This is a genomic window from uncultured Oscillibacter sp., assembly GCF_900546705.1.
Classification (GTDB): domain Bacteria; phylum Bacillota; class Clostridia; order Oscillospirales; family Oscillospiraceae; genus Oscillibacter.
Genome location: NZ_URDP01000003.1, coordinates 55,652 through 73,655, shown reverse-complemented (window position 1 = coordinate 73,655; position 18,004 = coordinate 55,652). Strand labels below are relative to the sequence as shown.

The 18,004-nt window shown below is 60.4% G+C and carries 18 protein-coding genes; 3 read left to right on the top strand and 15 right to left on the bottom strand.

From position 1 onward, the window contains the following. Positions 1–15: 15 nt before the first annotated feature. From QZS13_RS01520 to QZS13_RS01495, 6 genes are all read right to left on the bottom strand, one after another. Positions 16–654, bottom strand: a complete 639-nt coding sequence (locus tag QZS13_RS01520) for a hypothetical protein (protein WP_295584612.1) — start codon at positions 652–654, stop codon at positions 16–18. Positions 655–995: 341 nt separating this feature from the next. Continuing rightward, a complete protein-coding gene (locus QZS13_RS01515; protein WP_295584608.1) occupies positions 996–1,409 on the bottom strand; it encodes a DUF3792 family protein in 414 nt (137 codons plus the stop codon). A 68-nt stretch (positions 1,410–1,477) separates the two neighbouring features. Further along, entirely contained in the window at positions 1,478–1,855 is a 378-nt protein-coding gene (gene yajC, locus QZS13_RS01510; protein WP_295584606.1) for a preprotein translocase subunit YajC, read from the bottom strand. A gap of 80 nt (positions 1,856–1,935) precedes the next feature. After that, positions 1,936–3,069 (bottom strand): tRNA guanosine(34) transglycosylase Tgt, encoded by a 1,134-nt coding sequence (gene tgt, locus QZS13_RS01505; protein ID WP_295584604.1) that lies wholly within the window; start codon positions 3,067–3,069, stop codon positions 1,936–1,938. 43 nt (positions 3,070–3,112) lie between these two features. Next, the gene (gene queA / locus QZS13_RS01500) at positions 3,113–4,138 is read right to left on the bottom strand and encodes a tRNA preQ1(34) S-adenosylmethionine ribosyltransferase-isomerase QueA (protein WP_295584602.1); all 1,026 of its coding nucleotides are present in this window, start codon (positions 4,136–4,138) and stop codon (positions 3,113–3,115) included. An 8-nt stretch (positions 4,139–4,146) separates the two neighbouring features. After that, positions 4,147–5,790 (bottom strand): SpoIID/LytB domain-containing protein, encoded by a 1,644-nt coding sequence (locus tag QZS13_RS01495; protein WP_295584599.1) that lies wholly within the window; start codon positions 5,788–5,790, stop codon positions 4,147–4,149. 186 nt (positions 5,791–5,976) lie between these two features. Here QZS13_RS01495 and asd point away from each other — a divergent pair, with 186 nt between their 5' ends. Both asd and dapA read left to right on the top strand, forming a co-directional pair. Further along, a complete protein-coding gene (gene asd, locus QZS13_RS01490) occupies positions 5,977–7,068 on the top strand; it encodes an aspartate-semialdehyde dehydrogenase (RefSeq protein WP_295584596.1) in 1,092 nt (363 codons plus the stop codon). Between the two features lie 79 nt (positions 7,069–7,147). Beyond that, complete coding sequence (dapA, locus tag QZS13_RS01485; RefSeq protein ID WP_295584593.1) at positions 7,148–8,044, top strand: 4-hydroxy-tetrahydrodipicolinate synthase; 897 nt, start codon at positions 7,148–7,150, stop codon at positions 8,042–8,044. Positions 8,045–8,116: 72 nt separating this feature from the next. Here the strand turns inward: dapA and QZS13_RS01480 are convergent, their stop codons facing one another. The 3 genes from QZS13_RS01480 to QZS13_RS01470 all read right to left on the bottom strand — a co-directional run bounded on the left by QZS13_RS01480 (position 8,117) and on the right by QZS13_RS01470 (position 11,577). Continuing rightward, entirely contained in the window at positions 8,117–9,742 is a 1,626-nt protein-coding gene (locus QZS13_RS01480) for an ABC-F family ATP-binding cassette domain-containing protein (RefSeq protein ID WP_295584590.1), read from the bottom strand. A 79-nt stretch (positions 9,743–9,821) separates the two neighbouring features. Then, a complete protein-coding gene (gene tyrS, locus QZS13_RS01475) occupies positions 9,822–11,054 on the bottom strand; it encodes a tyrosine--tRNA ligase (protein WP_295584588.1) in 1,233 nt (410 codons plus the stop codon). Between the two features lie 349 nt (positions 11,055–11,403). Beyond that, positions 11,404–11,577 carry a hypothetical protein gene (locus QZS13_RS01470; RefSeq protein ID WP_295584585.1) on the bottom strand — a complete coding sequence of 58 codons (174 nt, stop codon included), beginning with the start codon at positions 11,575–11,577 and terminating at the stop codon, positions 11,404–11,406. Positions 11,578–11,684: 107 nt separating this feature from the next. Between QZS13_RS01470 and QZS13_RS01465 the strand changes: the two genes are divergently transcribed. Next, positions 11,685–11,870 carry a hypothetical protein gene (locus QZS13_RS01465; RefSeq protein WP_295584583.1) on the top strand — a complete coding sequence of 62 codons (186 nt, stop codon included), beginning with the start codon at positions 11,685–11,687 and terminating at the stop codon, positions 11,868–11,870. A gap of 23 nt (positions 11,871–11,893) precedes the next feature. On the opposite strand, the gene crcB is transcribed toward QZS13_RS01465, so the two are convergent. From crcB to dxs, 6 genes are read right to left on the bottom strand one after another with little or no spacing between them, the layout of a single operon-like run. Continuing rightward, positions 11,894–12,262 (bottom strand): fluoride efflux transporter CrcB, encoded by a 369-nt coding sequence (gene crcB / locus QZS13_RS01460; protein ID WP_295584580.1) that lies wholly within the window; start codon positions 12,260–12,262, stop codon positions 11,894–11,896. Between the two features lie 13 nt (positions 12,263–12,275). Continuing rightward, positions 12,276–13,958, bottom strand: a complete 1,683-nt coding sequence (recN, locus tag QZS13_RS01455; protein ID WP_295584578.1) for a DNA repair protein RecN — start codon at positions 13,956–13,958, stop codon at positions 12,276–12,278. A gap of 38 nt (positions 13,959–13,996) precedes the next feature. Then, positions 13,997–14,425, bottom strand: coding sequence for an arginine repressor (argR, locus tag QZS13_RS01450; protein ID WP_307986747.1), 429 nt, complete (start codon positions 14,423–14,425; stop codon positions 13,997–13,999). Between the two features lie 10 nt (positions 14,426–14,435). Continuing rightward, the gene (locus QZS13_RS01445) at positions 14,436–15,320 is read right to left on the bottom strand and encodes an NAD(+)/NADH kinase (protein ID WP_295584574.1); all 885 of its coding nucleotides are present in this window, start codon (positions 15,318–15,320) and stop codon (positions 14,436–14,438) included. Further along, the gene (locus QZS13_RS01440; RefSeq protein WP_295584572.1) at positions 15,317–16,138 is read right to left on the bottom strand and encodes a TlyA family RNA methyltransferase; all 822 of its coding nucleotides are present in this window, start codon (positions 16,136–16,138) and stop codon (positions 15,317–15,319) included. Before QZS13_RS01440 ends, QZS13_RS01445 begins: the two co-directional genes overlap by 4 nt. Then, positions 16,135–17,988: a 1-deoxy-D-xylulose-5-phosphate synthase gene (gene dxs / locus QZS13_RS01435; protein ID WP_295584569.1), complete on the bottom strand. Its 1,854-nt coding sequence runs from the start codon at positions 17,986–17,988 to the stop codon at positions 16,135–16,137. Before dxs ends, QZS13_RS01440 begins: the two co-directional genes overlap by 4 nt. Positions 17,989–18,004 lie beyond the last annotated feature (16 nt).

The following is an 18,004-nucleotide window of genomic DNA, read 5'->3' as shown; positions in this document are numbered from 1 at the left end:
CTCCCCCTTTCATGTTCAAATTAAAATCCGTTCCAGGATCAGCCGCAGCAGATACGGCGGCAAAAACAACTCCACACACACGCCGGCCAGCAGCACGCCGCACACCGCAGCAAACCGCAGCCAGCCCTCCCGACCACAGGCCGGGACCACAGACCGTCTGCCTCTCCCAAAAGACAGGCGGGACACCGATACCCCCCACGCAGGCGCTGCCAGCAAGAAAAAGCACGGCATGGTTACCAGGCATCGCAGCCCGAACACCGCCAGAGCCAGCAGCACACCGTCTCCTCCGAACGCCGCTGTAAAACAGCAGACGGAAAACGAGAGAAAAAAGCCAAACGCGGCCGACACCAACGGCACCAGCACGGCGCCTGCCGAGACAAACCCCAGCACAAACGCCGCCAGCGGATAACGGAAATAGAGCAGCAGTGCGGACAATACGGTTTCCGCCCGTCGGCCATCTGCCCCCACCTGCACAAAGTCCGTCAGATACTGTTCCAACTCTGCACCGGTACTCTCCGGTACCCGCCGGGCCAGAACCTGTCCTAAAAAAACGCCTGCCAAAAAGAATACCGCCAGCAGAACCAGCCGGGGCAGCGGCGCCCCTTCCGATCCACCGGGAACCCGGATCTGACCCTTGCCTCTCAACCGCCTCACCTCCATGCCACCCTATGCGGCGGAGGCGGACATTATGCCGGTGGTTGACGTAAATCCTTGATTATTTTAATATAGTGCAATTTGCTCGATTTATCAAGGAATTTGTAAAAACTTCTTTGTTTTTGTAAATTATGACAAAATATTATGTTAACTGTATTATGTAAACTTTCAAAACCAAAATATGTTAATACCTTTTTCCTGCCGCCAAAAGTACCGGATCCAGCGTCAATCTTATGCTGTGCCATCAAATTTGTATGCTCCCACACGCTCTCCGAGAAAATGACAAAACCGGCACCGGCCCGCAGGTGCTTACCGCAGGCCGGCGTCGGTTTTGTGAAAATTCACGGTTTGCGCCGATGGACCTTCCCCCGTACTCTCCTGCCCGGACGTCTTCCGGCGGCTGCTGCAAGCACTCCGCCGACCCCGCAGCCGCAAAGAGGGATGACCGCTCCAGACCCAATGCCTTCCTCCCACGTCAGGCCTACCGCTACCATGCACACAGCAAGGCCGCCTGCCGCAGCCAGTGCACCGGGCAGCGGTGCCCAGCTTCCCCGCCGGGCACTGAGTACGCCCCCCGCAAAGGCAGCCAGGGCGCTGCACGCACCCACAGCCACATCAGCGGCATCCTCCCCTACGGTACCCCGGGTCATCAGCAGTGCCAGCAGCGCCACAGCAGCCACATAAGTAATCAGGGATACCACCAGCCCCCGCAGCGGCCAGACCCAGGCCGCCGTCTTTTTTCGTTCCTTCCCCATGAAAAAACCTCCCCGGACATAAGCTCGTATCAGAGCCTATGCCCGGGGAGGCATACTTTATGACGGGATCAGTCCTTCTTCTCCTCTTCGGCAGGCTTCTCCTCCACGGGAACCGCCTTCTCCACAACAGGAGACTCCTCGTCCTTCTTTTTCTTCTTGTCGTTGGCGGGCTGGTCGCTGGCCTGGACACCGGTGGTGGAAATGGCCCACTTGGTGATCTCCATCCGGACACGGTCCTCACTGGTCTCAATGACCAGCGTATCCTGGTTTACCATGACCACGCGGCCCACAATGCCGCCGATGGTGGTAATGGTATCGCCCTTCTTGATGCTCTCCCGCATCTCCTGGGCTTTCTTCTTCCGCTTGTTCTCGGGACGGATCAGCAGGAAGTAGAACACCACCATCAGGACGACCAGCATGATAATGGAATAGCTGCTCTCGTTCATCTTTAGAAAACTCCTTTTTCCTTCGTAAATTCAGAATGACACCATTATACCAAAACCTTCCGGTTTTGCAACCCCTTTTCTCACACTCGCTGCTCCAAAACACCGCTGTACCGGGCACGGAACGCATCAAAGCGGTCCTCATCCAGCGCCTGGCGGATCCTGGCCAAAAGCTCGTTGTAAAAATACAGATTATGCAGCACCGCCAGCCGCAGTGCCAGCACCTCGTCCGCCTTGAAAAGGTGACGCAGATAGGCCCGGGAGAAATTCCGGCATACCGGGCAATTGCAGCTCTCGCTGACAGGGTGGGGATCCTCCGCATATTTTTCGTTGAGGATATTGACCGTTCCCTCCCAGGTAAAGAGCTTTCCGTGGCGGCCGTTTCGGGAGGGCATGACACAGTCGAAGAAGTCTACACCCCGGCTGACTGCCTCGATGATATTGCTGGGTGTTCCCACGCCCATCAGGTACCTGGGCTTCTCCTTGGGCATATGGGGCTCCACCGCGTCAATGATCTCATACATCACCTCCGCAGGCTCTCCCACCGCTAGTCCGCCGATGGCGTAGCCGTCGCAGTCCAGCTTTGCAATCTCCTGCATGTGCCACACGCGCAGATCCGCGAAGGTAGCCCCCTGGTTGATGCCGAAGAGCATCTGGTGAGGGTTCACCGTCTCCGGCAAAGCGTTGAGCCGGTCGTGCTCCGCCTTGCACCGGGCCAGCCACCGGGCCGTCCGCTCACAGCTGGCTTTGGCATATTCGTAGGTGGCAGGGTTCTCCACGCACTCGTCAAAGGCCATGGCAATATCGCTGCCCAGGTTGGACTGAATGCGCATGGACTCCTCCGGCCCCATGAAGATCTTGCGTCCGTCGATGTGGGAGGAAAAGTACACTCCCTCCTCTTTGATTCGCCGCAGCGAGGCCAGGGAGAACACCTGGAACCCGCCGGAATCCGTCAGGATGGGGCCGTCCCAGTTCATGAACTTGTGCAGGCCGCCCATCCGCCGCACCAACTCATCGCCGGGACGCAGGTGCAGGTGGTAGGTATTGCTCAGTTCGATCTGGCAGCCCACCTCCTTGAGGTCCAGGGCACTGACGCCGCCCTTGATGGCCGCCTGGGTCCCCACGTTCATGAATACAGGCGTCTGCACCACGCCGCCGTGGGCGCAGGAAAACTGACCGCGCCGGGCGCGGCCCTGGGTCTTGATGACTTTGAACATACGTCACTCTCACTTTATCGTAGTCTGCCCACCCGGGCGTAAATCAGTACAAAAACATGGCGTCGCCGAAGGAGAAGAACCGGTAGCGTTCCTTTACCGCTTCCTCATAGGCATGGAGGATGTGCTCCCGGCCCGCAAAAGCGGACACCAGCATAATCAGCGTGGACTCCGGCAGGTGGAAGTTGGTCACCAGGCCGTCCATTACCTTGAATTTATAGCCGGGATAGATGAAGATATCCGTCCAGCCGGCAGAGGGCTCCATGTGTCCGTCCTCCCGGGCAAAGCTCTCCAGCGTGCGGCAGGAGGTGGTTCCCACACAGATGCAGCGGCCGCCGGCGGCCCGGGTCCGGTTGATCAGGTCCGCCGTCTCCTGGGAGATCACGCAGTACTCGCTGTGCATAGGATGGGACTCGATATCCTCCTCCTTCACCGGACGGAAGGTACCCAGGCCAACATGGAGCGTCACATATCCGATGCCCACGCCCATAGCTGCGATCTTCTCCAGCAGCTCCGGCGTAAAGTGCAGTCCGGCCGTAGGTGCAGCGGCACTGCCCAGGACTTTGGAGTAGACAGTCTGGTACCGCTCCTGATCCTGCAATTCCTCCTTGATGTAGGGCGGCAGCGGCATCTTTCCCAGGTGCTCCAGCACCTCCAGGAAAATGCCGTCATAGTCAAAGCGCACCAGGCGGTTGCCCCCCGGCAGCTCCTCGGTGACCTCCGCCATCAGCTCGCCGTTTCCAAAGGACAGGCGGGTCCCCGGCTTCATTTTTCTGCCTGGCCGCACCAGGCACTCCCAGGTCTTGTTGCCCCGGTCAATGAGCAGCAGAACCTCGCAGGCACCGCCGCCCGGCAGGCGCTGTCCCAGCAGGCGGGCAGGCAGGACTCGGGAGTCGTTCAGAATCAGGCAGTCACCCGGCCGCAGGAAGTCCGGCAGCTCGTAAAAGTGGTGGTGCTCCAGGGCGCCGTCCGTCCGGCGCAGGGTCATCAGGCGGGAGGCATCCCGCCGCTCCAGAGGCGTCTGGGCGATCAGTTCCTGGGGCAGATCGTAATAAAAATCACTGGTTTTCATTTGCTTCCTCACTTAATTGTAACATCGGTATAGTAAAATGAAAGGATATCCTCATAGCTGTATCCGTTCTCCGCCATGGCCTTGGCGCCGTATTGGCTCATGCCCACATTGTGGCCGTTGCCCGTGCCGGTAATGACAAACAAGTCGCCGCTGCCGCCGCCCGAGGTTCCCGCAGCAGCTTCCAGTGCCACGGTACCGGAGCTCGTCACCGCGTACCAGCCGCGGTTCGAAAGCGTGGACTGTGTTCCACCGCCGCTGATTACCGCTGCACCGGCAAGCGTGTCCAGGCGATTGGAGGCACTGTTGACGCAGAAGCCCCCGGAGGTCTCGCCGCTGCCGCCGCTGATGGTAAAGCGCAGGCTGCGGACGTTTTTGCCATAGGTGGTGGAATAAAATGCGTTGCTGCACGCCTGCCCCGTCACCGTCAGCGTCTTGCCCGTGGTATCCGTGAATACCACCTTGCTCACGTTGCCAAGGGCCGTTCGCTCCGCCACATATACATCCGCCACCGTCCCGATGGAGTAGCCGCTGTGCTGCAGCACCCAGGTCAGTTCCGCCGGCGTATAAGTCACTGTCCAACTGTAGTTGGGGATGGATGTCAGTGCCTCATAGGGGTCCTCTTTTCCCTTGAGATAGGGCACATCGCCGCCCCAGACATTCTTGGCATCCTCCGTGGCACCGCCGTCGGAGGAGTGGTAAACCGCCTCAATGAGCTTTCCGTCATACCAGATACACACGCCCGCCGTATTGTCCACTGCCTGGTTGCTGCGGTCCGTGGCGGTATTGACGCCGTTGTATACCTGGCAGCAAATGCCGCTGCACACATCAAAATCGTAGCTTGCGTGTTTGGTAGTCTGACAGGCAAATGTACGGGCGCAAACCGCCTGGGCCTCCAGTGCAGCAAAGGGCCAGTCCCCGTTCATCTCATAGGGCACCACACCCTTGACATAGTCCTCCAGGTCCACCACATTGATGACCCGCAGATTTCCGCCGTCCGGACGGACATACTCAAAACCGCCGTTATATTTGTAGCCTTTGAACCAGGTTTCAGCCTTCTCTCCCCGCCCGGCCTGAGGCATCACGCCCAGGGACTTCTCCCCGCCGCAGTCAAATTCAAACAGGATCTGTGTGGAGCGGGTCCGGGTGACCATTACGCCGTCGGAGGAAGATCGCACCGCCTCGCCGCCCAGATTACCGGCGGCATCGGAAGCTTCGGACTTGGAATCGTAGCATCCGGTGCGAACAACATAGTCTCCGTCCAGATAAACGGGCCAGCCGTCCACCCGCCCGGCAGCCTCCGCAGCCTCATCAAAGTCGTCGTATCCGCCCAACTGTACATGCCAGGGGCCCAGACAGGTGCCGCTGCCGGAGGCGGAATATTCTCCGGCGGAGCTGACATATATTGTACCCGCAGCGGTCATGGAGATACAAGTCTCATCCGTCCGCCCCACCGGCACAAAGCTCCGTCCGTCTTCAAAATACCCCAGCTCATATCCGGAGCCCACGGCGTTTTCCAGATTGGCCGAAAACATGGCGGTGGAGCCGTACCGCAGTCCCACCCGCAGCATGTCCGGTACCGCCGCGTCAGCACAGGCGGCATTCAAAGCGAAAAATGTCACAACGCATGCCAGCGTTACAATCGTTTTTTTCATGCATCCTCCCAATGGCACAAACTTGACGGGGGCCGAAAAGTATGCTACCATACATACAAATGTCCGTCCCATATGTACATACAATGCAACTCTCCAATAGAAGTCATTATAGTACAATTCCGCGGCACATTCAACCAAAAATCGACAGGGCCGTCCCGCCGGGGCGGCCGGCAGGAGGAATGCACTATGGAGCAATACAAAGTGGGCGTCATCGGCTGCACCGGCATGGTGGGACAGCGCTTTGTGACATTAATGGAAAACCACCCCTGGTTCCGTCTCACTGCGCTGGCAGCCAGCGCCCGCAGTGCCGGCAAGACTTATGCCCAGGCTGTGGAGGGACGCTGGGCGCTGGATGTGCCCATGCCGAAGGAAGCAGAACAGCTGGTAGTACTGGACGCCCAGGCCGATGCGGAAAAACTGGCCGGCATGGTGGACTTCTGCTTCTGCGCGGTGGATATGAAAAAAGAGGAGATCCGGGCGCTGGAGGAGAAGTATGCCAAATTGGAGTGCCCCATTGTCTCCAACAACTCTGCCCATCGCTGGACGGACGACGTACCCATGGTGGTGCCGGAGATCAACGCAGAGCACATCGCCGTCATTGACGCTCAGCGCAAGCGTCTGGGCACCAAGCGGGGCTTCATCGCCGTCAAGAGCAACTGCTCTTTGCAAAGCTATGTCCCGGCCCTGCACCCTCTGCGAAAATATGGCCTGGAGCGGGCTCTGGTGTGCACCTATCAGGCCATCTCCGGCGCCGGCAAGACCTTTGCCCGCTGGCCGGAAATGGTAGACAATGTGATTCCCTTCATCAGCGGTGAGGAGGAAAAGAGCGAGCTGGAGCCGCTGAAGCTCTGGGGCCATATCGAAGACGGGAAGATCGTCAAGGCCGACGGCCCTGCCATCACCGCCCAGTGCTTCCGGGTAGCCTGCCAGGACGGCCACATGGCGGCGGTGTTCATGAAGTTCGCCGACGGCAAGGCCCCCTCTATGGAACAGATCAAGGCGGACTGGGCCGCTTTCCGGGGGCCCGCCCAGGAGCTGAACCTCCCCTCTGCTCCCAAGCAGTTCCTCCACTATTTTGAGGAGGAAAACCGTCCCCAGACCCGGCTGGACCGGAATCTGGAGCATGGCATGGCCATCTCCATCGGCCGGCTGCGGCCGGATACCCAGTACGACTACAAGTTTGTCTGCCTCAGCCACAACACACTGCGGGGCGCCGCCGGCGGTGCTGTACTGCTGGCGGAACTGCTGTGTGCCAAGGGATACATCGAACCCCGGTAACCTCACTGTCACCAAAGAAAGCGGATGCCCTGATGGGGCGTCCGCTTTTTCGTTTGAATCCATAAAGGAGGCTGTGATCGTGAAAACCCCCATTTTTACCGGCTGCGGTGTGGCCATCGTCACCCCTTTCAACCGCGAGAGCGTGGATCTGCCGGTCCTGCGGCACCTGCTGGACTTCCAGCTTCAAAACGGTACGGACGCCGTTATCATCTGCGGTACCACCGGAGAAGCCGCTACCATGACCTACGGAGAGCGGATGCGGGCCATCGAATGCTGCGTGGAGCATGTGGACGGCCGGGTGCCGGTGATCGCAGGTACCGGCTCCAACGCCACAGAGACGGCGGTGACCCAATCCCGGGATGCCGCCCGCGCCGGAGTAGACGGCGTTCTGGTGGTGACCCCCTACTACAACAAGGCCTCCCAGGAGGGGCTGGTGCGGCACTACAGCGCTGTGGCTGACGCCTCCCCCGTTCCGGTGATCGCCTACGATGTGCCCTCCCGCACCGGTGTGGCCATCGCCCCGGAAACCTATGCCCGTCTGGCGCAGCACCCCAATATCAACGGCGTCAAGGAGGCCTCCGGGAACCTCAGTGCCATCCAGCGGACCCGGACCCTCTGTCCGGAGGACTTTTCCATCTGGTCCGGCAACGACGACGAGACGGCAGCCATCTGCATGCTGGGCGGGAAGGGCGTCATCTCCGTGGTGGCCAACGTGTTCCCCGCCGCCATGCACCGACTCACCGCGCTGTGTCAGTCCGGGGACTTCACCGCCGCAGGCCGTCTCCAGCTGGAGCTCAAGGAGCTCTGCGACGCCATGTTCTGTGAAGTGAATCCCATCCCCGTGAAAACCGCCCTCAACCTGATGGGCTATGGCGTAGGGCAGCTGCGGCTGCCGCTGTGCGAGCCCAGTGAGAAAAGCCTGGGCCGTATCCAGCAGGCGCTGGAGCAATACGGGCTGCTGCCCTCCATCGCATAGGCGGCGCTTCCCTTCCGACAAAAAGCCGCCGCTGCCAGAACCGGCAGCGGCGGCAGAAATATTGAAGTCGGTTTACTTGCCCATCTTCTCCAGGCTCTCCTGCCGGCGGGTCTCGATATACTCGTCGTAGGTGCACAGCTTGTCGATGAGTCTGCCGTCCACAAACTCCATGATCCGGTTGGCAATGGTCTGGACGAACTCGTGGTCGTGGGAGGCAAAGAGCACCACACCCTTGAAGTCGATGAGGCCGTTGTTGACGGCGGTGATGGACTCCAGGTCCAGGTGGTTGGTGGGCTGATCCAGCACCAGTACGTTGGAGCCGAAGAGCATCATCCTCGAGAGCATGCACCGGACCTTCTCGCCGCCGGAGAGCACCTTGACGGGCTTGAACACGTCGTCGCCGGAGAAGAGCATCCGTCCCAGGAAGGAGCGCTTGAAGGACTCCGTGCTCTCCTCCGCCGTATTACCGGTATACTGGGCCAGCCAGTCCAGCAGGTTGAGATCGCAGTCGTTGAAGAAAGCGGAGTTGTCCAGGGGGAAGTAGCTGGTGGTGATGGTGGTTCCCCACTTGTAGCTGCCCTCATCAGGCTCCATTTCCCCCATGATGATCTTGAACAACGTGGTCTTGGCGATCTCGTCCTCTCCCACAAAGGCGATCTTGTCACCCTTGTTGACCCGGAAGGACACGTTGTCCAGCACCTTGCGGCCGTCCACGGTCTTGGAGAGGCCCTCCACCGTGAGGATCTCCTTGCCGGGCTCCCGGTCCATAGTAAAGCCCACGAAGGGATAGCGGCGGGAAGAGGCGGGCATCTCCTCCACCGTCAGCTTGTCCAGGAGCTTGCGGCGGGCAGTGGCCTGCTTGGACTTGGACTTGTTGGCGGAGAAGCGGGAGATGAACTCCTGGAGTTCCTTGATCTTCTCCTCCTTCTTCTTGTTCTGGTCCCGGATCATCCGCTGCATCAGCTGGCTGGACTCGTACCAGAACTCATAGTTGCCCACGTACATGCGGATGCCGCCGTAATCCACGTCCACGATGCTGGTGCAGACGGTGTTGAGGAAGTGGCGGTCGTGGCTGACCACAATGGTCAGTGCCTCGCAGTCCATGAGAAAGTCCTCCAGCCATTCGATGGCCTGGATGTCCAGGTGGTTGGTGGGCTCGTCCAGCAGGATGATGTCGGGCTTGCCGAACAGCGCCTGTGCCAGCAGCACCTTCACCTTCTCCTTGGCAGTCAGGGAGGACATCTCGGAATAAAGGATGTCGTTGGAGAGACCCAGACCCTGGATCAGGCGGCTCACGTCGCTCTCGGCCTCCCAGCCGCCCATCTCGGCAAACTCGGCCTCCAGCTCACTGGCTTTCACGCCGTCCTCGTCGGTGAAGTCCTCCTTTTCATAGAGGGCGTCCTTCTCCTTCATAATGTCGTAGAGACGCTGATTGCCCTGGATCACCGTGTCCAGCACCGTATAGGCATCGTACTGGAAGTGGTCCTGCTTGAGGATGGACATGCGCTCTTCCTTGGGGATGATGACCTCACCGGTGGTGGGCTCCAGATCCCCGGAGAGAATCCGCAGGAAGGTGGACTTTCCCGCGCCGTTGGCGCCGATGATGCCGTAGCAGTTGCCGGGGGTGAATTTCAGATCCACATGCTTGAACAGGGTCTGTCCGGAAAAGTTCATGCTGACGTCGTTGACTGTGATCATGTTGGTTCCTTTCTGAAGAAAAAGTTTCGAAAACGCCAAGACAGGCGCGGCGCAAAAGCGCCGCGTCTGCCCCGCTTTTTTATTCTTCCATCAAGGCCTTGTGATAGACCTTCTTGCCCTTTTTGATGATGGCGCCCTCGCCGCAGCAGTCCTTGCAGCTGAACTTGGCCTCGATGTCGCCCACCTTCTGGCCGCAGACACTGACGCCGCCCTGCTGGACCAGCCGCCGGGCCTCGCCCTTGGACGTGCACAGTCCGCACTTGACTAGAAGGGTCAGGATGTCGATTTCGCCGTCCGCGCTGAAGTCCTCCCGGCACAGCTTCGTGCAGGGCATGTTGGCAGAATCACCGCTGCCGCCGAACAGAGCCCGGGCAGCCTCCTGGGCCTTGGCAGCCTCTTCCTCGCCATGGACCAGCTTGGTCAGCTCGTAGGCCAGAATCTCCTTGGCGGTGTTGAGCTGGCTGCCCTCCCACTTGTCCATCTCGTCAATCTGCTCCAGCGGCAAGAACGTGAGCATCCGGATGCACTTCAAGACATCGGCGTCGCCCACATTGCGCCAGTACTGGTAGAACTCAAAGGGAGAGGTCTTGTTGGGGTCCAGCCACACAGCGCCGGAAGCGGTCTTGCCCATCTTCTTGCCCTCGGAGTTCAAGAGCAGCGTGATGGTCATGGCGTAGGCGTCCTTCCCCAGCTTGCGGCGGATGAGCTCCGTGCCGCCCAGCATGTTGGACCACTGGTCGTCGCCGCCGAACTGCATGTTGCAGCCCACGGTCTGGAACATGTGATAGAAATCGTAGGACTGCATGATCATATAGTTGAATTCCAGGAAGCTCAGGCCCTTCTCCATCCGCTGCTTGTAGCACTCGGCCCGCAGCATGTTGTTGACAGAGAAGCACGCGCCCACCTCCCGCAGAAGATCCACGTAGTTGAGCTTCAGGAGCCAGTCGGCGTTATTGAGCATCATGGCCTTGCCCTCGCCGAATTCAATGAATCGCTCCATCTGCTTTTTGAAGCAGTCGCAGTTGTGCTGGATGGTCTCCACGGTCATCATCTTCCGCATGTCCGTACGGCCGGAGGGGTCACCGATCATGCCGGTGCCGCCGCCGATCAGGGCGATGGGCCGGTTGCCGGCCATCTGGAGGCGCTTCATCAGGCAAAGGGCCATGAAGTGGCCCACGTGGAGGGAGTCGGCGGTGGGGTCAAAGCCGATATAGAACACGGCCTTGCCGTTGTTGACCAGCTGGCGGATCTCCTCCTCGTCGGTGACCTGGGCAATGAGGCCCCGGGCCTTGAGTTCTTCATAAATCTGCATAGTCGTTCTCTCCTGTTCTTTGGTTGAAGTCAGTCGAAACGGGATAAAAAATGCCCCCGTCCCGGCAGGGACAGAGGGCGAATCTCTTCGCGGTACCACCTCTGGTTCACCGTCTCCTCACGGAGAAGCGGCCTCGGGCCGTGCCAACACACGGCGGCGCGGTAACGGGCGCACCCGGAGCACGCCTACTGAGCCGAAAAGCCGTTCGGGTGCCAGCTCCAAGGGGTATTCGCCGCCGGGCCCTCTCCCCCTTTCACCAACCGGGGGTTCTCTTTGCAGCGCCGTGACGGTTACTCTTCCTCTTCCTCACTGTACACGGGTGCGATTATATCCGATAAACGGGAAAATGTCAAGAGCGGGCGCCCTCTCCAGCGGTGATGTACAGCTCCTCCGCCTCCAGCAGCGCCCGGTTCAGCGCCTCCCAGGCCCGACGGTTTTCCGGCAGAGGCTCCATAATCTCCGCCGCGTCCGCCACCGCGCCGGCAAGGCGCAGGTACATCTGCTTCCAAACCGTTTCTTCCATATGTTCTCCTCGCTTTTTCGTACTAGAATCTAGTCCACTTTTCACATAATAACTCAAAGTGTACTTAAAATCAACTAAAAACTCAATGATTTGGAGTGGCTTGACAAATGAAAAAGCGCGAAAAACATCTGGGACTGCGTATCGACCAGGAAACCCATGATAAGATATTTTATATTGCGGAATATGAAGGCCGGAGCGGAAGCGGCCAGATTCTGTATCTGATGCGGAAATGCATCGCGGATTTTGAAAAAGAGCACGGAAAAATTGAATTGAGCGAAACAAAAAACGGCTGACTTTCGTCAGCCGTTTTTCTATATCATGCCGCTGCCCGGATGCCCAGGGCCCTGCCCAGCAGCACACCTCCCAGGCACAGGCCGAGGCTCAGCGCCATATACGCCCCGCCCGCGGCCACGCGCCCGCTCTCCAGCAGCGTCAGCGCCTCCAGAGAAAAGGTCGAGAACGTGGTGAAGCCGCCGCACACGCCCGTTTTCCAAAACAGGGTCTGGTTGGGCGTCATGCCGCCTGCGCTCCCAAAGCCCACCACAAAGCCGATGAGCAGCGCACCTAAAAAATTGGTGGCCAGGGTCAGCACCGGAAACGCCGCCCGCACCGGCAGTAAACTCACGCCGTAGCGGGCGGAGGCCCCTACGGCGCCGCCGGCCGCCACCCAGAAAAATCCCGTCATTGCAGCTCCCTCTTCAAAGTGTGGCCCGGTAGGCCTCCGCCTCATCCAGCAGCTCTCCGGCACTCTCCAGCAGCGCAGGGGTCACCTTGGCGCCGCCGGTGATCCGGGCCAGTTCCGCCTTCCGGCGCTCCCGGTCCAGCAGCACCACCTTTGTATAGGTACGGCCGTCCCGCTCCCCCTTCTCCACGGAAAAGTGGGTATCCGCCATGGCGGCCAGCTGGGGCAGATGCGTCACGCACAGCACCTGCTTGCGCCGGCTCACCTGGGCCAGCTTCTCCGCCACCTTCTGGGCCGCCCGGCCGGATACGCCCGTATCCACCTCGTCAAACACCAGCGTACCCACGGACTCCTGTTCCGCCAGCACGTTCTTCAGTGCCAGCATGATCCGGGCCAGCTCGCCGCCGGAGGCGATGCGGGCAATGGGCCGCAGGTCCTCGCCCACGTTGGCGGACATGAGGAAGCGCACGGTGTCGCATCCGTCCGCCCCCGGCTCCCGGGGGGCAAAGTCGATGGCAAAGCGCACCTTGTTCATGTCCAGATCCCGCAGCTCCCGGAGGATGCGCGCCTCCAGCTCCGCGGCGGCGGCTTTGCGGGCCGCCGTCAGTGCCGCGCCGGCCTCCTCCACCGCTTTGCGGGCACCGGTCAGCTGCTTTTCCAGGCGGGCCAGGGTGTCATCCGCCGTCTCCATGGCGTCCAGCTCCGCCCGGCAGCGATCCAGGTAGGCAAGCATGTCTTCCACGGTGGCCCCGTACTTCTTTTTCAGCCGGTACAGAAGATCCGTCCGGCTCTCCACTGCGTCCAGCTCTGCCGGAGAGAAGTCAAAGCTCTCCCGCAGGTCCCGTACGGTCTCGGCAATGTCATAGGCCTCGCTGCGCAGTGCGCCCAGCCGCTCATAGAGCCGGCCCATCTCCTCACCCAGGGTGCGGATACCGTAAAGAGCCTCCTCCGCGTCCCGGATGGCACTGACCGCGCCGCCGCTCTCCTCGCCGCCGGAGAGGCAGTAATCCGCTCCGGACAGTGCGGATAGATATTTCTCCCCGTTGCGCAGCAGATTGCGCCGCTCCGCCAGGCCCTCCTCCTCGCCGGGGGTCAGCTGTGCCCGCTCCAGCTCGTCGATCTGGAAGCGCAAACTGTCCATCCGGCGGGCCTTTTCCGCCTCGTCCATCCGCAATGCAGAGATCTTCTTCTGCAGCTCCGCCATAGCGCTGTAGGATGCCTGGTAGGCTGCCAGCACGTCCTCCGTGCGGCCGAAGCGATCCAGGTAGGCCACATGGCGCTCCTCGTCCAACAGCTGCACGCCGTCGTGCTGGCCGTGGATGTTCAAAAGCTCCTCGCCCACCCGGCGCATCTGGGACACGGTCACCGGCCGACCGCCCACCCGGCACAGACTCCGCCCGTCGCTGCCGATCTCCCGCTGCATCACCAGACATCCGTCCTCGTCCGGGGCCGCGCCGCACTCGGCAAGGCCCGGCAGATCCGCGCTCACGCCGGAAAAGGCGGCGCTGGCAAAGGCCCGCTCCGCCCCGGTGCGGATCAATTCCCGGGAGGTCCGTCCGCCCAGCACAGCCCCCAAGGCGTCGATGACGATGGACTTGCCGGCGCCGGTCTCACCGGTGAGGGCGTTAAACCCCGGCTGAAAGCGGATATCCGCCTCCTCAATGACTGCAATATTTTCAATGTGAAGCCATTCCAGCATAGCGATCTCCTCTTTTCCCTCCCCGGCAGGCGGCGGGATCACAGCATCTCCTTGATCTCCTCGCAGAAGTCCGCCGCGGACTCCGTGTCCCGCATGACCAGAAACGCGGTGTCATCTCCCGCCAGGGAGCCCACCAGGAAGTTGAACTCCATGTTGTCCAGCGCGGCACAGGCAGCGCTGGCCAGGCCCGGCATGGTCTTGATGACCACAATGTTCTGGGCATAGTCGATGCTGGTGATGCTCTCCCGGAAGATGGTACGCAGCTTCTCGGCAAAGTTCAGCTTCGTGCGGTTGCCGGACACGGCATATTTATATACCCCTTGTCCAACCGGCTCTTTCACCAGGTGCATCTGTTTGATATCCCGGGAGATGGTAGCCTGCGTGCTGGTAATTCCCCGCTCCTGCAGGCGGGAGAGCAGCTGTTCCTGCGTCTCGATGTTTTCCTGGGAAATAATCTCAAGGATCATGCTTTGGCGCTCATTTTTCATCATTAAACCCTCCCGGAAGCATTTTTTGGGCAAAAATCTCACAAAAGCTCTTTTCCGTCAGACGCGCCAGCTTCATGGCGTATTTGGACCGGCGCACCACCACCTGGTCGTCGGCCTTCAGGGAAAAGCCCCGGCTCTCGTCCACAAACAGGTAGACGGGCTTACGGCCGTTGCGCTCCAGCTCGATGGTCAGCGTGTGCTCCGGCGAGAGCACATAAGAGGAAAACCGCATGTTATGGATGCAGATGGGACACACCACCATGGTCTGGGCCACCGGCTCCACCACCGGCCCCCCCGCAGAGAGAGAATAAGCCGTGGAGCCCGTAGGCGTAGCGATGATGACGCCGTCGCCGGCGATATCCGCCAGGTGGCGCCCGTCAGAGGCGATCTTCAGATGGATCACGTGGGATATGGGGCCCTCCCGGATCACCGCATCGTTGAGTCCCAGGTTGGTGTAAACCTGTTTTCCTTCACGGATTACCGACACATCCAGCATCATGCGCTGCTCCATCTGGAAATCCCAGTCCTTCAGACGCCGCAGCACTTCCAGCTCGCCGGACTCCAGTTCGGCGATAAATCCAAGACCGCCCATGTTGATGCCAAGGACCGGCAGCTTGTGCAGCGCCGCCATCTTGGCCAGATGTAAGATCGTGCCGTCCCCGCCGAAGGTGATCATCAGGTCCGCCGAGCGCATCTCCTGCTGCAGGGGACGCACCTCAAAGTCTGCAAAGGCCCCGTCCTTCTGATCCCGGAAAGGGGAACACACCACCGTCCGAAATCCCATCTCCCGCAGGATCTTCTGGGCCTCCTTGGTAGCAGTCATGCCACGGTCCCGGTTGGGATTCGGACAGAGGATGATTTTCTTTGGATTCATTGGCCGCTCCCCTCTCCGTGCTCCTTGAGCACCTGGTGCGACTCCGCTACCAGCGCGGGCAGATCAAAGGTCCCAGGCGTACCGCTTCCCTTTTCCAGGTATCCCAGATACTCGATGTTTCCCTCCGGTCCACGGATGGGAGAGTACGTCAGACCAAGAACTGTAAAGTCATTTTCCTTGGCATGCTCAAGGAAGTGCTCCAGCACCTCCTGATGGACGGCCGGGTCCCGGACCACGCCCTTTTTACCCACCTTTTCCTTACCGGCCTCAAACTGAGGCTTCACCAGGCAGGCCACATGCCCGCCCTGGCGCACAAGGCCTGCCAACGCCGGCAAAATGAGCTTGAGGGAGATAAAGCTTACATCCACGGAAGCAAAATCCAACTCCTGAGGGATTTCTTCATGGGTCAGGTAGCGGGCGTTGGTGCGCTCCATACACACCACCCGCTCGTCACTGCGCAGCTTCCATGCCAGCTGCCCGTAGCCCACGTCCACGGCGTAGACCTTGGCTGCGCCGTTTTGCAGCATGCAGTCCGTAAAGCCGCCGGTGGACGCGCCGATGTCGGCGCACACGGCGCCCTGCAGGTCAACCGGGAACGTGGCCATGACCTTTTCCAGCTTCAGCCCGCCCCGGCTTACATATTTCAGTCCGCCCCGCACTTCAATCTGGGCGTCATTTGCCACAGCGGTGCCGGGCTTGTCCACCCGCTGGCCGCCTACGAACACCAGTCCGCTCATAATAGTGGCCTGGGCTTTCTGGCGGCTCTCCTGGAGCCCGCGCTCCACCAGCAGCACGTCCAAACGTGTTTTGTTGCTCATTGTTTGCGTCCCTCCTCCGCAGCCGCGGCGATTCCGTCAGCATCCAGGCCGAAGCTGTGCTCCAGCTCCGCCACGCTGCCCTCCGGGGCGTAAGTCTTTCCGAGATTTTGCAGCACCAGGCGACGGGGAGACTTCCCTTCCTCTGCCAGCAATGCCGCCAGGCGCTGGCCCACACAGCCGGCGCCGAAGGAGTCCTCTACGACCACCAGCGTGTCCGCGTCTGCCAGCAGGGCGATATCCGCAAAGCACAGCGGAGAAATCCGGTTGAGCTTCACCACGCCGGTATGGATGCCTTTTTTCTCCAGAAGCTCTGCCGCCTCCAGTGTCTGATTGATGAGGATGCCGTAGGACACCAGTGTCACATCCGCGCCGCTGCGCAGCTGCACAGCAGCTCCCTGAGCGGCATAGTCCTCCTGGAACTTGCCTTCTCCTCCCCGTGGATAGCGTACAGCCACAGGACCCTCAATATCGAACAGGGCCTGGCGCAGCATGGTCCGAAGCTCCGCAAAGCTGGCGGGACAAAGCACGGTAAAATTGGGGATGGCGGAGAGGAACAGGGCGTCAAAGCACCCGTGATGGGTTTCGCCGTCGGAGCCCACCAATCCTGCACGATCCACGCCCAGCACCACATGCAGGCTCTGCAAAGAGATGTCGTGGATCAGCTGGTCGTAGCCCCGCTGCAAAAACGTGGAGTACACGGCAAACACCGGGATCATCCCCTGTTTTGCAAGGCCGGCAGACATGGAAACGCCGTGTCCCTCCGCGATGGCCACATCGAAAAAGCGGTCAGGGAACTCCTTGGCGAAAGGCGTCAGACCCGTGCCGTCCGCCATGGCGGCGGTGATGGCGCACACCCGGGAATCCGAGGCCGCGCAGGTGCACAGGGTTTTGCCGAACACGGAGGAGAACGTCTCTCCGCCGGGCTTTTTCAAAAGTCCCGTCTCCGGGTCAAAGGGACTGATGCCGTGGAACTTGCCGGGATTCGCCTCGGCAAAGGGATAGCCCTTGCCCTTGACAGTGTACACATGCACCAGCACCGGACCGTTGAGCTCCTTGGCCCACTGGAGCATGTCGCACAGGCGGGGCAGATCGTGGCCGTCAATGGGGCCCAGATAGGTAAATCCCATATCCTCGAACATGGTACTGCGGGGCCAGATGCTCTTCTTCAGAAACGATTTTACCCGGTGATTGAACCGGTAAACGGGATTTTGCGCCGGGTGCTTGCCAAACAGGCTCCGATACCACTTTTTAAAGTGATAATAGGCAGGCTTGGAGCGCAGACGGCCCAGATGCCGGGGCACCGCGCCTACATTGGGATTGATGGACATGCCGTTGTCATTCAAAATGACAATCAGCGGCTCACCGGAAGCGCCTGCGTTATTGAGTCCCTCGTACGCAAGGCCGCCGGTCAGCGCGCCGTCTCCAATGAGTGCCAGCACCTGGTAGTCCTCCCCGGCCAGCGTCCGTGCCCGTGCCATGCCCAGAGCCACGGACACGGAGTTGGAAGCATGGCCCGCAATAAAGGCATCGTGGACGCTCTCCCGGGGCTTGGGGAAGCCGGAGAGGCCGCCGAACTGGCGCAGGGTGGAAAACAGCTCCCGCCGTCCCGTCAGCGCCTTGTGCACATAGCACTGGTGCCCCACGTCGAACACCAGACGGTCCCGCTGGGTGTCAAACACCCGGTGAATGGCCACCGTCAGCTCCACTGCCCCCAAATTGGAGGCCAGATGCCCGCCGGTGCGGGATACGCTCTGAACCAAAAATTCCCGGATCTCAGCACAGAGCTGGGGAAGCTCATGCTTGTCCAGCTTTTTCACGTCCTCCGGGGAATGGATTGTTTCCAATATCACAGATCTCTATCTCCTC